The organism is Pseudomonas sp. nanlin1 (genome assembly GCF_045571515.1).
Lineage (GTDB): Bacteria > Pseudomonadota > Gammaproteobacteria > Pseudomonadales > Pseudomonadaceae > Aquipseudomonas.
Genome location: NZ_CP124218.1, coordinates 2,732,313 through 2,747,229, shown reverse-complemented (window position 1 = coordinate 2,747,229; position 14,917 = coordinate 2,732,313). Strand labels below are relative to the sequence as shown.

Here is a 14,917-nt window from a genome sequence, read left to right as displayed (position 1 = left end):
TGCTCCTCAGAAAAATGTAATCTCGTGTTCGGTATTGGCGTGGCGGGCCCCGCCGCTGTGGATCTGGCGCTGCTCGTCGGTGGCGTAGGTGCGCTCCATGTCCTGCAGCCAAGCCCGTACATCCAGGTCATCAGGCTGGCCAGGCGTGGCTTCGCGCTGTTGCAGGTGGGCTTGCAAACGGTCGAGGTTGTTGCGCACATGGGCGAGGATTTGGCTAGTGCGGTCTTGGAACTGCAGCGAAACCAATACGTCGTTCACTTCCTCGCGGATACCGCTGCCTTCGCGCTGGAGCAATTCGGCGGAATGGCTGAGGCGCTCGGTGACTTCACCGAAGCGGTCGAGCACACCCTGGATGCGCGCTTCGGACTGGCTGATCAGGTCGCTGCTGTGCTCGCTACTGTCACCCGCCACCGCCACCACGCGGCTGATGGCGCTGTTGATCACATCGACTTTGGTCGACATCTGCTTACCGGTCTCGCTCGACTGTTTGGACAGCGTGCGTACGGCGTCGGCCACCACGGCAAAGCCTCGACCAGCCTCACCCGCTCGGGCCGCCTCGATGGCAGCGTTGAGGGCCAGCAGGTTGGTTTGTGCGGCAATGGCGCCAACGTCGGTGGCCATGGTGCGCAGCTCGCCGGTGTACTCATTGAGCTGGCGGACTTCTTCCAGCATCTCGTCGCGGCTACGCTGGGTGGCTTTAAGGGCTTCGACCACGGCGCGCAGGTCGCTTTCGCCAAACGCCAGGGTGTCGCGGGCACTGCCCTGGCCTTGCCCGGAAAGATCCCCGGCGGCTTGCTGGGACGCCTGGACAGTCTGTTCCAAACGGGTGGAGATGCCGACAAAACGGTCGGTCAGCTCGATGACGGCGTTTTCGGTTTGCTGGCGCGAGCTTTCCACCTGACGCGACCAGATCGGCGTGGCCTGTAAGCACAGATCGTGCAGGCCGCCGTCGATGGCATCGGCCGCTTCAAGCTGGCTGCGCTCGCTGGCCAGCGCCTGGCTCTCGGCCTGGCGCGCCAGCCAGGCATGCTGGCGCATGCTCAGCCATACGGCACACGCCAAAGCGACCAGCAACGCGACCGCGACGCTAACGGCCCAGTGCAGGGCAAATGAGTGTTGCAGGTATACGCAAGCGGCGCTGACCACGCCGACTAGCATCACCGGCACGGCAACGCTGGGCATTGGCGCAGGCGTAGAACTATAGGCAGGGTTATGCTGAGCGTACATGCAATCTTCCTTGATCAGGAGGGTGCGAAAGTCTTGACCTGTTACAGGCTCCTGACCCTGTATCTGCGCCGCCCGGCAAAACTTAAACCCGAGTGAGTAGCCGAACGCTCAAACGAGTGGAAAAACCCTACAAAAAAAATTTAAGTCATTGTTTTGTAAATATATTTTCAAGAAATGCTGAGTAAACCCATTTAGCTCAGATCATGCAGGGCCTTTTGCAAGGGCGCGGTCACGCTGAACTCGGAAAAGGCCACCTCCAACCCACTGCGTTCGGGCGTACAGCACACCGGCCCTACCAGATAACTGTCAGCCGCTGGAAAAGGCGCCAGGCGTAGCAAGGGCCAGCGCAGCCCGTCCAATGAATACTGGATGCGCACCACCGCGCCGCTGACGGTGACCCGTAGCCAGAAGCCGGCTTCGTCACCGTCATAAGGCCCAGTCGCCCAATCCGATTGCGGGTTGGTCAATACACTGCACAATAGTAGCCGCTCATCACTGACCTCAACGCCTGCCTTTATCCAGTGCTTGGCATCGATACGGACCATTAGCCCGGCTTGGTCATAGAGGTCGCTATAGTTGCCCCGCAGGCGAACCTGAGCGGTGAAGTCGCCCTCGGTGCGCATGCCGAAAAAATGCCCGCTATCGCGCTCGAAGCCATATTGGGTCTGCTGCCAAAAATCCGTATTGGCATCGGTGGTCACCGTCAGGCATTCAGGGCTGAGTGTCCAACGTTCAGGTTCGTTGAGCCACTGGCATTTTTCGAGCATGGCATTCCTTATTGATCTTGGCTGGGGCAGGTACATTTTCGGTTGCCAGAAAGCAAAAAACCCGCCGAGGCGGGTTTTTCAGAACCAATCCAACTCCTGTCGGCAGCCCTCCGGGGCGATGGTCGATCTTCCTTGATCCTGCAGGGTTCCTACTCTGCAGCTGATGGGTCTAGATTACTCACGGACAAGCCAAGGTGCATAGAGCAAAGCGCTGTAAGTCGTGTAAGCCTTTCGCTATAGGTAAACGAAAGTCGTTCGCATAGGGCGATATCAAAGATATAAATTTACACATCAAGCAGTTAAAGGCGTTTTCTAGTGCTGTGCATGAACAACCGCGTGCAAGCTCACGGTAAAACCCTTACGCGCGGTAATGGCCAATAAATGGCCAGCCCCTGTGCGAGCGCCTGGGTTCGTGACGCACATCAAAAAGCCTAGTTAAATTGCTCTTTCTGCGAAATATTTCACAACAAACATGGAACCCAATGCTATTTTTAAGACTCAGGAGGCGCGCTTGTGGGCGCCTCTGGAGTTTTGGACGGTTGCCAACGCAGGAGGTCGGGTAGCATGAATAAAATGACCTTTCCCAACGCATGCCAAGTGATGCGCTGGCACTTTCATCCTCTGGGGTTCGAGGGCAGCATGGACGCCCCCAGTAGCATGGTGGCGCGTCTGTTCGACCGGGCTACCGGTGAAACGCTCATTGCTATTGCCGGCCTGCCCTGCGCGACCGTGATGAACGCCGCCGATGTAGAGCGCATTATCGAAGCGGTCGAAGCCGAGCTCGAAGCGTTCGTGCCACCGATGTTGGCCTATAGCTAAGCCTGGATCCGGCGGCGCTGATCATCGAAGCATGCCTTGGCCGGGTCAACCTGGTCCGAGGCACGGGGCTGTTGGCCGGTGTCCTTGCCAGCTTCTTCGACATACCAATAGCAATCACCCGCTGCCCGGGTGATACCGACATAGGCCAAGCGCAAGGCTTCTTCCTGCTGCGCCTTGTCGAACGCCTGGGGATCACCTGGCTTGCCGAGCCCAGCCAAGCGGTACACTTGGTTCTTGTAAGGCGAGCTGCTCAGGTGCTGACAATCCCCCACTAGAAACACCGCATCGGCCTGCAAGCCTTTGGCACTGTGGTAAGTCAACTGCTTGAAACGCCGTTGCTCAGCCGGGGCCGCGCGGTCTTCTTCGACAATGCCGCCCAAGTGCTCGGCCACCAGCGCTCTGTCACTGCTCTTGCGATACAGCAGCAACACCGAGTCCCCGCGCCGGTAATGCTCCACCACCCGACGGCCGAGGTCCGCATCATCGCGTTTGAAGACCTGCACCGGCCGGCGCGCCTCAGCGTGCTCGGCACAGGCCCGGGCCTTCTTGCCCGGCAAGGTGGGAGTGGCGCGCACAATGTGCTCTGCAGCCTCGATGATCGACGCCTGGCTACGGTAATTTTCCACCAACAACACGCGGGTGTGGCTGGGCGCGGCAAAGGTCTGAGTAAATTCCATGAAGTACTGCGGCGAACTGCCGCGCCAGCCGTAAATCGACTGCCAATCGTCGCCCACGCATAACAACGATGAATACTGTGCCACCTGCCCCGCCTGCAGCCCTGGGCTACGTCTGCGGATCTCGCGCAGGCTGGCCCGCAGCCAGGAAACGATCTGCGGTGATACGTCCTGAAATTCATCGATCATTAAATGCGCCAATGGGCGCAAATGGGCATCAGCCACCCGTTGCAGGTTCTCCGGGGAGTTTTCCCCAAACAAGGCGAACATTCGATTGTAGGTCATGACCGGTGGCGTCATGCCCAGCAGGTGCTGTTCGAACGCTTTCCAATACAGGCTCAGGGCCTCGAAAAACAACCGATCACTGTCGTCCTGGGCGAAACTCATGCCGGCCACCGCCGCTGTGACATCGAGCCCGAGGTTCTCAATAAACCCGGCACAGCCGACGAAAGCATCCAGCAGCGGCACGCTGCCGAGCTCCCCTTTAACCTTGTAGTCAAAACCCGGCCCCGCCACAGCTTCGGCCGCCAGGGCCGGCACGAGGCGCTTGGCGTCACGATAGTTTTCCATCCATATCAGAGGCTTATCGCAGAAAGCTTGAAACAGCGTGCGCTTGACTAACCATTCGGCCCAGACCGGTAATTTGGCCCCGTTCCGTTTGATCTGTTGACTCTCGCCGGGGTCACAACCGAGCACCACCCAGGCATCGAGGCTAGCAATATGGCCATGCACGTGAAAGGTGCTGCCGTTGATTTCAAGGGTTTGGCGACTCGGCTCAATGCCTTTGATCGGCCAAGCGCCTGCCGCGAACCATAAGTCTTCGATGACATCGCAGAGTTCTTCGTCGCGCTGGGCCGACAGTTCGGTGACCATCACGCGCTTCTGCACATCGGGGTGGTCGCGGTCCAAGGGCTTGAGCTTAAGGCTGTGCAGGCGCAGAGCGCCCACCAGCTCAGCAAAGCGGGGGCTGGCGCTACACAAATCGCGGTAACACAGGTTCAATTGCTGGCGCTGGGCATCGTTGAGGCGTAGATCGAACGGGTTGCTGTCGGCTTCTTCGCCCTGCCGTTCACGGCTGCCCAGGTTCTCGAAGGCCTGGAGCTGAGCGAAGCCTGGCAGGCTGCGAACCAGTGGCAAGATACGCGAGTGAAACGTACGCACCAACTCCTGAGCGCTTTTTTCTGAGATATTTAATTCAAATAAATCAAACAGTTGGCGTAACTTTTTAATAAAATCTTTACGCGATTCACGGGTAAACGTCACTACCGTCATAGCAGCCAGTTCGAAGCCCAGGTAGTGGTGCAGCAATAGAATGCGCAGGGCCAGGGTGGTGGACTTGCCGGCCCCTGCTCCGGCAACCACACAGGTGCTGGGGGTGTCGCTGAAAATCATTTTCCACTGGGCGGCACTGGGCTGGCTGTGGGCCGGCAGGCGCTGCGCGACGTCGGCCTTTATACGTTTTTTCAGGCCCGCGTCGATCGGTAGTCGCCAGTCGTCGAACAACAAATCGTCGACTCCGGGTACAGCATGCCCCGGCGCGCGCGTGTCGCGAATAACCAGCACTTGCTGCCCCTCTTCATAGCCGTCGACTCGCCCCTCGTCATAGCCATCACGCACTCCTTTGGCGTGGCCAAGACGCTGGCCAGCGGCGTGCCCGTGGAACCAGGAGTCACGGTGCTGCGCATTCAAGCGGCTCAGCCCGCGGCCCAATAGGCGCGCGACCCAACGCTTGAGCAGCGGCAGTTGTTGGGGGGGATGCAGTTCGTCAGGCTGTTCGGGGCGGGAGGCAGGCACGCGGGCTCCATGGCAGGGTTGGCAGCAGCGGCTATGGTCGCGCTGTTGCACGATTTTGGCCAGTAATGAGTTTAGGATCAGTCAATTAGGCGACGAAGTGAATTCGCTTTAAGAGGTATAACATCTGATTATTAGATGGGTTTACGGCAGTTTTTACGCTTTTTATCGATAACCTTTTTCGTGAAACTGGCTGCCTGCACACCATAACGTCTGCCATGGCGCAGCGTTTCCTTACAGGAGATCAGCATGCTCGAACTCAGACCTTTCACCACCTTGGGCGGCGCCGACCACGGTTGGTTGAACGCCCACCATCATTTTTCCTTCGCCAGCTACCACGATCAGGCGCGGATGAACTGGGGCAACCTGCGCGTCTGGAACGACGACGAGATTGCACCTGGCACGGGCTTTCCAAAGCATGCCCACCAAGACATGGAAATCATCACCTATGTCCGTGAGGGGGCGATCAGCCACCAGGATAACTTAGGTAACAAAGGGCGTACCGAAGCCGGTGACGTGCAGGTGATGAGCGCCGGTACCGGCATCGCCCACAGTGAATATAACCACGAAAGCACCCTGACCCGGATCTTCCAGATCTGGATCATGCCGGACGAACGCGGCGCACCGCCTTCCTGGGGCGCCCGCCCGTTCCCTAAAGGCGAACGCGGCGAAGGCTTCGTTACCTTGGCCAGCGGTCGCAGCGAAGACGCCAGCAGCCTGCGCATTCGCGCCAACGCACGCCTGGTGGCGGCCAGCCTGAAAGCCGGGGAAACTGCGGAATATGCCCTGGACGCCCAGCGCAAGGCGTATCTGGTACCGGCCAGCGGCGTGATTGAAGTCAATGGCTTGCGGGCGGTTGCACGGGACGGGGTAGCCGTTGCAGATGAGGCGGTGTTGCGGGTTACGGCTATTGAAGACAGTGAGATTGTGCTGGTTGATGTGGCTTGAGATTGGGGGTGAGTGGGACAAGATCGGGGGCGAGCCCCCTCCTACGGTCAAATTGCGTAGGAGGGGGCTTGCCCCCGATCTTTTCACCCGATCTTTTACGCGATAGCGTTATCCACCAACACCTGCGCCTCGCCCACCAAACGTTGCAAATGCGCCTCGTCGATAAAGCTCTCGGCGTAGATTTTGTAGATGTCCTCGGTACCCGATGGCCGTGCCGCGAACCAGCCGTTAGCGGTCATGACCTTCAGGCCGCCGATTGCCTGGCCATTGCCGGGCGCATGGCTGAGGATCTGCTCGATGGGCTCACCGGCTAACTCAGTGGATTTCACCTGCTCGGGCGCCAGTTTACCCAGGGCCGCTTTCTGCTGCGGGTTGGCCTTGGCTTCGACGCGGGTCGAGAATGGCTGACCCAGGGCGTCCGTCAGCCCTTGGTAGGCCTGGCTGGGGTCGCGCCCGGTACGTGCAGTGATTTCCGCAGCCAACAGGGCGGGGATCAAACCGTCCTTGTCGGTACTCCAGACGCTACCGTCCTTGCGCAAGAACGACGCCCCTGCACTCTCCTCGCCGCCAAAGCCCAACGAGCCTTCGAACAGGCCGTCGGCGAAATACTTGAACCCTACTGGCACTTCGTACAGGCGACGGTTTAGCCGTTGGGCGACACGGTCAATCAGGCCGCTGCTGACCACGGTCTTGCCTACACCGGCATCCGCGCGCCATTGTGGGCGGTTCTGGAACAGGTAATCGATGGCCACGGCCAGGTAATTGTTAGGCGCCAGGAGGCCGCCTGATGGCGTAACAATGCCGTGGCGATCATGGTCGGGGTCGCAGGCGAATGCTACGTCGAAGCGCTCTTTAAGGCCAATCAGGCCCTGCATGGCGTGGTTGGAAGACGGGTCCATGCGGATCTGCCCGTCCCAGTCGACGCACATAAAACGAAAGGTCGGGTCGACCGCCTGGTTCACCACTTCCAGGTCCAGCTTGTAGTGCTCGGCAATCGCCGACCAGTAGCGCACCCCGGCACCGCCCAGAGGATCGACGCCCAAATGCAGGCCAGCGCCGCGAATGGCATCGAAATCGATCACATTGATCAGGTCGGCCACGTAGGTATTGAGGTAGTCGTGGCGATGGGTCGTGGATGCCTTCAGGGCCTGGGCATAGGGCATGCGCTTGATGCCCTTGAGGCCATCGGCGAGCAGCTCGTTGGCTTTGGCTTCAACCCATTTGGTGACGTCGGTGTCTGCTGGGCCGCCGTTGGGTGGGTTGTATTTAAAGCCGCCGCTTTGCGGCGGGTTGTGCGATGGGGTAATCACCACGCCGTCCGCCAGGCCACGTTCACGGCCACGGTTGTAGCAGATGATCGCGTGGGACACGGCCGGGGTCGGCGTGTATTCATCGTGTTCGGCGATCATCACCTCGACGCCATTACCGGCAAACACTTCCAAAGCCGACACCGCCGCCGGGGTAGACAGCGCGTGGGTGTCGATACCGATAAACAGCGGGCCGTCGATCCCCTTGCCTTGGCGGTACAGGCAAATGGCTTGGCTAATGGCCAGAACGTGGTCTTCGTTGAAGCTTGCCTCGAACGAATTGCCTCGGTGCCCGGAGGTGCCGAACGCCACCCGCTGGGTCGGCTCGGCCGGGTCGGGCCGTTGGCTGTAGTAGGCGGTGACCAGGCGCGGGATATCGACCAGCAACTGGGCTGGGGCAGGTTTGCCCGCAAATGGACTGTGCGTCATGCAAAAACCTCGGAATCAAGAAAATTCAAGACAGGGTGACAGGTTACTGGCACTTTGACCGCTTGGCGAAATAATAGATCCAAAACCCACGAAATACCGGCCGTATCGGCTCAAACCGCCCACCAAGTAGGCAGCAAGCGGCGCACCGATGGCTGGGCGAAGCGATCGTCAATCAACACCACTACGCCACGGTCGTCCAGCCCGCGGATCACCCGCCCGGCCGCCTGAACGACTTTTTGCAGCCCAGGGTAGAGGTAAGTGTAGTCGTAGCTGGCGCTCGTACCGTCGACGAAAATAGCGCCCATACGCCGCTTGAACTGCTCGTTCACCGGGTTGAATTGGGGCAGCCCGAGGGTGGCGATGAACGCGCCGATCAGGCGCCGCCCCGGCAGGTCGATACCTTCACCGAACGCCCCGCCCAACACCGCGAACCCCACCCCGTGGGCATCCTCGCCAAAGCGTTCGAGGAAGCTGCGCCTGGCCTCTTCATCCATCTGCCGGGTCTGCGCCCATTGCGGCACCTGGGGTGCACTGCTGGCCAGTTGCGCCGCCACTTGTTGTAAATAATCGAAGCTGCTGAAGAACGCCAGGTAATTGCCAGGCTGGGCCTGGTACTGCGCGGCGATCAGCTCGGCAATCGGCTGCACAGATGCCTGGCGGTGGGCATAGCGCGTGGAGATACGCTCGACGATGCGCACCTCCAACTGCTCGGCGGCGAACGGCGATGACACATCGATCCAGGCGCAATCGGCCGGCATGCCGAGCATATCGCGGTAGTAATGCTGCGGGCTGAGGGTCGCGGAGAACAGCACGGCACTGCGTGCGGCCTTCAAACGCCCAGTGAGCAGCGGCGCGGGCACCACGTTGCGCAGATTCAGGCGCGCCTGGCGCTTGCGCCCAGCGCCAGCCTGGACGATGTCGAACAGAAAGTGTTCATCGAACAGTTCGGCGACGCGGCTGAACTGCAACGCCTCGAAGTAGAAATCCAGCAAAGGCCGATCCATGATCAACGGATCACTGTTCATCTGCTCGCCGATCAGGCCGATGCAGCGCAGCAAACTGAGGAGAAAACGCTCCGGCAAACGCTCCTGCGCCTGGTACTCCACGGCTTGCTCGGCATACAGGGCATTCCACTCACGATTCAAGCGCTGCAACGGCCCCTTCAGCGCCGCCGGCGGGGCCTGGCGTAAAGCGTGCAGTGCACGCTGATCGAGGCTGGCGCTGTACATGCCGCGGGCCCGGTCCACTAAGTTGTGCGCTTCGTCTACGAGCACTGCCAGTTGCCATTGCTCCGCCTGGGCTAAGCCAAACAAGAGTGCTGTCAGGTCGAAGTAATAGTTGTAGTCCGCCACCACCACGTCGGCCCAACGGGCCATTTCCTGGCTGAGGTAATACGGGCACACCTGGTGGGCCAGGGCCACTTCGCGCAACTGCGCTTGCCCCAGCAAGGGCACATTCACCGCCGCCAGCCGGGCAGCGGGCAAGCGGTCATAGAAGCCCTTGGCCAAGGGGCAGGCGTCGCCGTGGCAGGCTTTGTCCGGGTACTCACAGGCCTTACTGCGGGCCACCAGCTCCAGGCCGCGCAGCGGCAAGCCCGGTTGGCTGGCAAACAGCTGTTGCAAGGCGCCCAGGGCCAGGGCGCGCCCTGGGGTCTTGGCGGTAAGAAACAGCAATTTGTCCAGTTGCCGGGGCGGCATCGCCTTGAGCATTGGAAACAGGGTGCCGAGGGTTTTGCCGATGCCGGTGGTCGCCTGGGCGAGCAGGCAACGGCCTGTGCTCACCGCCTTGTATACGGTTTCGGCGAGCTCGCGCTGACCACGGCGAAAGTCGCCATGGGGAAACTTCAGCTCGCGCAAGGCTTGGTCGCGCTCGGCGCGGCGCGCCAATTCCTGCCGGGCCCAGGCCAGAAATGCCCGGCACAGCTGGGCAAAATGCTGCTGCAAGGCATCGGCACTGAGGGTTTGCTCGAACAGGGTTTCGCGGTCGCTGTCGACGTCCAGATAAACCAGGGCTACGCGTAATTCAGCCAATTCGTGTTGCTGGCAGAACAACCAGCCATACACCATCACCTGTGCCCAGTGCAGCTGCCGATGGTTAGCGGGCTGGCGCGCCAGGTCGCCGCGATGGGTTTTGATTTCTTCCAAGCGCTGCAAGTTGGGGTCGTAGCCATCGGCGCGACCGCGCACGCTGAGGGCCTCGAACTCGCCGCTTAAGGGCACTTCGGTCTGGTAGCCTGCGCCGCGCCCGCGGGCCACCCGGGCGTGCCCGAGCATGCCCTCCTGGGCCGTCGGTGAAGGGGTGAAGCGCAGGTCGAGGTCGCCTACTTTGGCGGTGAACTCACAGAGCGCGCGAACAGCGACGTGATAGCTCACGCCGTCGCCCACTGCACGTAGCAGACCTGCACCGGCATGCCGTGCCGGGCGCAGAAGTCGAGCCAGCGCAGTTGGTTGTCCTGCAAGCGGTCGCCGGGGCCTTTGACCTCGATCATGCGGTAGCGTTGGTCTTGCGGCCAGAACTGAATAAGGTCCGGCATACCGGCGCGGTTGGCTTGCACATCTTCCAGCAGGCGCTCGAAACAGTGGCGCAGGTGCTGGGCCGGCAAGCACGCCAAAGCCTGGTGCAGTATCTCGGGGGTCAGGGCGCCCCAGTGGACGAAGGGGGACTGCAAGCCCCACTTGCTTGCATAGTGTTCCAGAATCGTGGCCCGGTAACGGCCGTCGTCGAGCTGCGCGAAGCAAGCGTCGAACAGCGCCGCCCGGCGCTGACGGAAATCAACCTGATGCAGGTCAGCCGGGCCGCTCTGGAACGGATGAAAAAACGCCCCAGGCAATGCCGCAAAGATCGCTGGCCAGCAGAGCAGCCCGAACAACGAATTGAGCAGGCTGTTTTCCACGTAGTGCACCGGCCCCTGCTCTTCGTGCAGATGCTCGCGCACGCGGTGCTCGACGCTGCCACGGCCGAGGTCAAGCTCGAGCAGCAAGTCCAGGCGGGCCACGGCGGCGGCTTTGCTGCGAGGGGGGTTGGGCAGGCCGAGCTTACGCCGCAACCGCGGCAACGCACGGGCTATCAACTGAGCCTCAGCGGCACTTTGCGGCGCCGCCAGGGCCAGGTTTGCCAAGGCCAGGGCCTCTGCTGGCCGATCGCTGAGTTCGAGCACCCGGACCCTGCGCTGGCGCGCTCGCGGGTGAGCGGAGCTGGCATACAACTGCAACGCCAGGGGCCAGTCGGCCGCACGCTCACAGGCTTGCCCCATCTGCAACAGCAACTTGTCACGGCGCCCCAGTAGCCAGGGGTTGTCTGTGACCAGGCCGTTGACCCTGGCCAACACGCCTTGCAGGTCGCCGCCCTCCTCCAGCACCGCGCGGCAGGCATGCAGCTCCACGCAGGCGTGCACGTCGTCGCGACTACGCAGTGCGCGGGACTCGTCGCTCAAGGCGACCTGCTCGTAACGATAAATGCCCAGATCGGCGAGGACGAACTCTGTCCAGTCCTGGTGCAGATTGCCAAAAAACAACAGCCGCAGGCGGTCGCATAGCGCCTGCACGCGCAAGGCATACAGGGTGTCATTAAGCTGCGGGCACCAGGCGGCGAAAACCTGCGGCTGCGGATAGTGTTCGAGCAGTTGTGCCAATAAGTCAGCTTTACGCGCTGAAACCTGGCTGATCTGCCCCTCGAAGCAGCGTAACACCTCGGGCTTGAGCAACACCTCGAACAGCTGGGTCAGCTCGATGGGCGCCTGGTCGTCTAGCCAGCCGTTGGCCAGCAACACCGCTGCCGCGTCTTCTATCGCGCCGATCTCCGGGTAACTCAAGCGACCGGCGCGAAATAACGTGCCCTTGCGCATCACCATGCGCACCAGCAGCGCCTGGGCCGCCTGCGGAGCCTGGCGAAACCCTGCGATAAAGCTGCGTTCCTCTGGGTCCAGAAGGTCGGCGTAGCGCAGTTCGAGCCAGTCGAGCACGCGCAAAAAGTTATCGAGGTAGTAGAAAGGGTTGTCGAGCCGTTCGTTTGCCACGGGGTACGTCAGCCAGGATAGATGCAAAACACTGTTTATACATACATACCCATTACCCTGGCAATGCCGGCCTGACCGGCGGGCCGCCTATATGCGCTCGCGCCACAAGGCGTCCGCCAGCGCCTCCCACACCGGCTCTTGCGACCAGCCTTCCCCCCACCAGCAACCCAGGCGCATGGATTGGCGGTGCAAGCCTTGCAGGCTGAACACCTCACCCGGTGCAATGACGATGCGCTGGCGCACCAGGCGCTCGAACACTGCGCTGAGGTTTACCGGGTAGCCCGCCTCCAACCACAACGCCGCGCCACCCAAGGGCATTTGGCACGCCATCATCTCGCCCAATGCCACGTGCGCCTGCTCGGTCATGGCTGCCAGGCGCTGCTGCAACGAGGCGCGCAATTGCACCAGGTGGGTGTCGACCGCGCCCTTGAGAAACAGCCGCGCCAAAGCGCGCTGACGGATCGGCGGCAAACGGAATGAGCGTTGCAACCACTCACGTTGTAGCGGTGCCCGAGCGTGCCGCGACAGCAGGTAGCCGTAGGGCATTTCCGCACCGACCAATGGCTCCAGGGCGCCCATGACCATCAAGCGCTCGGGGTTGACCGCGTCGCGAAAGCGCAAGGTGTCGTGGAAGCACAGGTCGCCGTCCAGGTCGTTCTCCAATAGCCAGACCCCATGGGCATCCAACAACTGGGCGATTGCGCGCTTGTCGGCTGCCGGCATCAGGCTGCCGCGCGGCGTGCAGACGGTAGAGCTGAACAGCGCCAGGCGCACCTCGCCCGCGCTTAACACCCGCTGCAAACGGTCCAGATCGACCCGCCCGGCGCGGCACAGGGCAAGCTCCAGCACCTTGACACCCGCGTCGCGCAGGGTGCGCAAGAGCGTCCACGAGCACGGCGACTCCACCACCACGGTGTGGCCGGCCAGCCCAAGGGCAGCAATAACCCCCTCCAGCACCCCGCGAATGTCGGCCCCCAGGAAGACATCCTCGGCGCTCCAATAGTCACCCAGCGAACGGGTATAACGGGCGGCCAAGACCCGACGCAGTTCCGGCTCACCGAACGGGTGGCCCGGCACGCCGAGGATATGCGGATATTGGCGCAGCAAGTCACGCTCGACGGCGTGCAAAGGCGCAGCCAACGACAGCAACCCACAGGGCTCGGCCTGGCTCATCAAGCACATTCCCGGCCAGCTGGCACAGGCATTGAGCCGCGCCAGAGGGTCTTCTAAAGTGCCGCCAAAGGGTTTGGCCAAGGGCGCCCGAGCGTAGTAGCCAGTCTTGGCAACCGAATAGACTTGCCCTTCCGCCTCCAGCAAGGCGTAGGCGTATTGAATGGTGGACATTGACACATTCAAGCGCCGGGCCATGTCCCGCAGTGAAGGCAGCTTCAATACCTGCCCCGGCTCAATGTCGTTGATCAGCGCACACAGGTAGCGGTAAACCTCCTGATAGGCAAACGAAGCATGCTGACCAGGCGCTCTCAAGCGGGCAGCCGCAACTCGGCGACCGAGTTACAAACGCCGCGGGTGCGCTGGTGGTAAAGATGGCGCAGAGCTTCTATGGGTAACCCGCTGACGTCTTCCAGCCATTGCACCACCTGATCCGGCGTGGGCTTGTCGCGTAACGCCTTATGCAAATACGGCAGCACCACCAACATCCCAGGGTGGGCATGCTGCAGGTAAGCCTCCAGTGCCTGCCCATGGTTGACGAATGGCGCAAACAACAGGCATTGCTGTTGGGTGTCGTTCAGCCGGTAATGCGCGAAAACGTAATCTGCCAGGTAGCGACGCTGGGCCGGGCTACTCTGCGGTTCGCCCAGCCATACATAAGGGGCCAGGCCCTGGGCATAGGGCCGGGCCTGCAAATGCTCGGCGCGCAGCCCCTGCAGATGGCCGTGAAGCAGTGCGTCGCACCAACGGCCGCGGGCCGGCATCACAGTACTGGCGGTGGGTGGCGCGATAAAGCTGTTGACCAGGCGGTGCAACTGCGCCGCGGGGCCCGCCAGAAGATCGTCGACTGGCACCACCCGCACGGGCCGCCCGCGCTGGCCGACGCTGCCCGGTAGTACTGGCCGGTAGTGGGCCAGCCAGGGTCGCGAGCTAGGCAAGCAGGCATCGAAGGCCTCCAGGAAGGCGCTGTCGTTGTAGCCATCGGTGTAGGGCCAGCGCTGCCCACAGCGCTTGGCCTCGCGTCGGCCCCAGGCCAGATAACGGGCCCGCCGACCAGGGGGATCGCCGACGACCCAGGCATCCACCCCACCCTGCCAACCTAGCGCGCGCTGCAGGAACTGGCTGAAGCCATGATACTGATAGCCCTGCAAGGCATTAGCGACGTTGCCGCCAAACAAGTGGCTGCTGTAAAGAATTTCCATGCGGTTGGCCAGACGTGCGCGGTCTGCCAGCCCAGCGCGGCTGTCGAACGGCTGCACCTCGAAGTCGTCTACTTGCAACAGCTCGACCCGCGGGTCGTCCTGCAGGAACAACGCGCCGTGGCTAGTGCACAACCGAGCGAAATCGCCCTCGGGCATCCCTGCATGGTGGTAGCTGGCAACACGCAGGCGAAAAGTGTCTTGGTTGCGAGCCGCCAGGCTCAATTGCGCAGCGCGCAGAAATGCCAGGGTCACCATTGAGGTTTTACCGGCCCCACAGGCGAGCATCACCCGGTAGTCCCCCAGCCGCTCGGCACCGCCGGCCGCCGCTACCAGCCGCTGAATGAGTAATTGCAGGCTGGCGCGCTGGGTCTTGCCGAGCTGCCCCAGCAGTTTGTCCAGCACTTGTTTATACACATAATTCATGGCCTGTTGATGAATCGCACTCATAGCGTCTTCCTTGCAATCTAAGTTCGGCCCCGCTAACTAGTAAAGCCCCTCGGCTGATATAACGTGAGCATTAATCCATCGAATGACGGCTCTATTTGAAACAAACCTGTGCCGTAACGCC

At 61.5% G+C, this 14,917-nt stretch carries 10 protein-coding genes; 2 read left to right on the top strand and 8 right to left on the bottom strand.

The features are described 5' to 3' along the window. Positions 1 to 6 precede the first annotated feature (6 nt). Together QCL65_RS12830 and QCL65_RS12825 are read right to left on the bottom strand one after the other, a co-directional pair. A complete protein-coding gene (locus tag QCL65_RS12830; protein ID WP_407316832.1) occupies positions 7 to 672 on the bottom strand; it encodes a methyl-accepting chemotaxis protein in 666 nt (221 codons plus the stop codon). A 746-nt stretch (positions 673 to 1,418) separates the two neighbouring features. Beyond that, positions 1,419 to 1,994 carry a DUF1349 domain-containing protein gene (locus QCL65_RS12825; protein WP_407309133.1) on the bottom strand — a complete coding sequence of 192 codons (576 nt, stop codon included), beginning with the start codon at positions 1,992 to 1,994 and terminating at the stop codon, positions 1,419 to 1,421. Positions 1,995 to 2,558: 564 nt separating this feature from the next. On the opposite strand from QCL65_RS12825, the gene QCL65_RS12820 reads away from it, so the two are divergent. Continuing rightward, positions 2,559 to 2,813, top strand: a complete 255-nt coding sequence (locus QCL65_RS12820; RefSeq protein ID WP_407309131.1) for a DUF1652 domain-containing protein — start codon at positions 2,559 to 2,561, stop codon at positions 2,811 to 2,813. Here the strand turns inward: QCL65_RS12820 and QCL65_RS12815 are convergent. Next, positions 2,810 to 5,281 (bottom strand): UvrD-helicase domain-containing protein, encoded by a 2,472-nt coding sequence (locus tag QCL65_RS12815; RefSeq protein ID WP_407309129.1) that lies wholly within the window; start codon positions 5,279 to 5,281, stop codon positions 2,810 to 2,812. The two genes, QCL65_RS12820 and QCL65_RS12815, sit on opposite strands and share 4 nt — an antisense overlap. Before the next feature lie 246 nt (positions 5,282 to 5,527). Here QCL65_RS12815 and QCL65_RS12810 point away from each other — a divergent pair, with 246 nt between their 5' ends. Beyond that, entirely contained in the window at positions 5,528 to 6,226 is a 699-nt protein-coding gene (locus QCL65_RS12810) for a pirin family protein (protein WP_407309127.1), read from the top strand. A 95-nt stretch (positions 6,227 to 6,321) separates the two neighbouring features. Here the strand turns inward: QCL65_RS12810 and pgm are convergent, their stop codons facing one another. The 5 genes from pgm to QCL65_RS12785 form a co-directional block, all read right to left on the bottom strand. Further along, complete coding sequence (gene pgm / locus QCL65_RS12805; protein ID WP_407309125.1) at positions 6,322 to 7,962, bottom strand: phosphoglucomutase (alpha-D-glucose-1,6-bisphosphate-dependent); 1,641 nt, start codon at positions 7,960 to 7,962, stop codon at positions 6,322 to 6,324. Positions 7,963 to 8,072: 110 nt separating this feature from the next. Next, positions 8,073 to 10,334 carry an ATP-dependent DNA helicase gene (locus QCL65_RS12800; protein WP_407309123.1) on the bottom strand — a complete coding sequence of 754 codons (2,262 nt, stop codon included), beginning with the start codon at positions 10,332 to 10,334 and terminating at the stop codon, positions 8,073 to 8,075. Next, a complete protein-coding gene (locus tag QCL65_RS12795; protein WP_407309121.1) occupies positions 10,331 to 11,977 on the bottom strand; it encodes a VRR-NUC domain-containing protein in 1,647 nt (548 codons plus the stop codon). The genes QCL65_RS12800 and QCL65_RS12795 overlap by 4 nt, the downstream gene beginning before the upstream one ends. Positions 11,978 to 12,064: 87 nt before the next feature. Further along, complete coding sequence (locus QCL65_RS12790; RefSeq protein WP_407309119.1) at positions 12,065 to 13,462, bottom strand: PLP-dependent aminotransferase family protein; 1,398 nt, start codon at positions 13,460 to 13,462, stop codon at positions 12,065 to 12,067. Continuing rightward, positions 13,459 to 14,796, bottom strand: coding sequence for a hypothetical protein (locus QCL65_RS12785; RefSeq protein ID WP_407309117.1), 1,338 nt, complete (start codon positions 14,794 to 14,796; stop codon positions 13,459 to 13,461). The genes QCL65_RS12790 and QCL65_RS12785 overlap by 4 nt, the downstream gene beginning before the upstream one ends. Between the last annotated feature and the right edge of the window lie 121 nt (positions 14,797 to 14,917).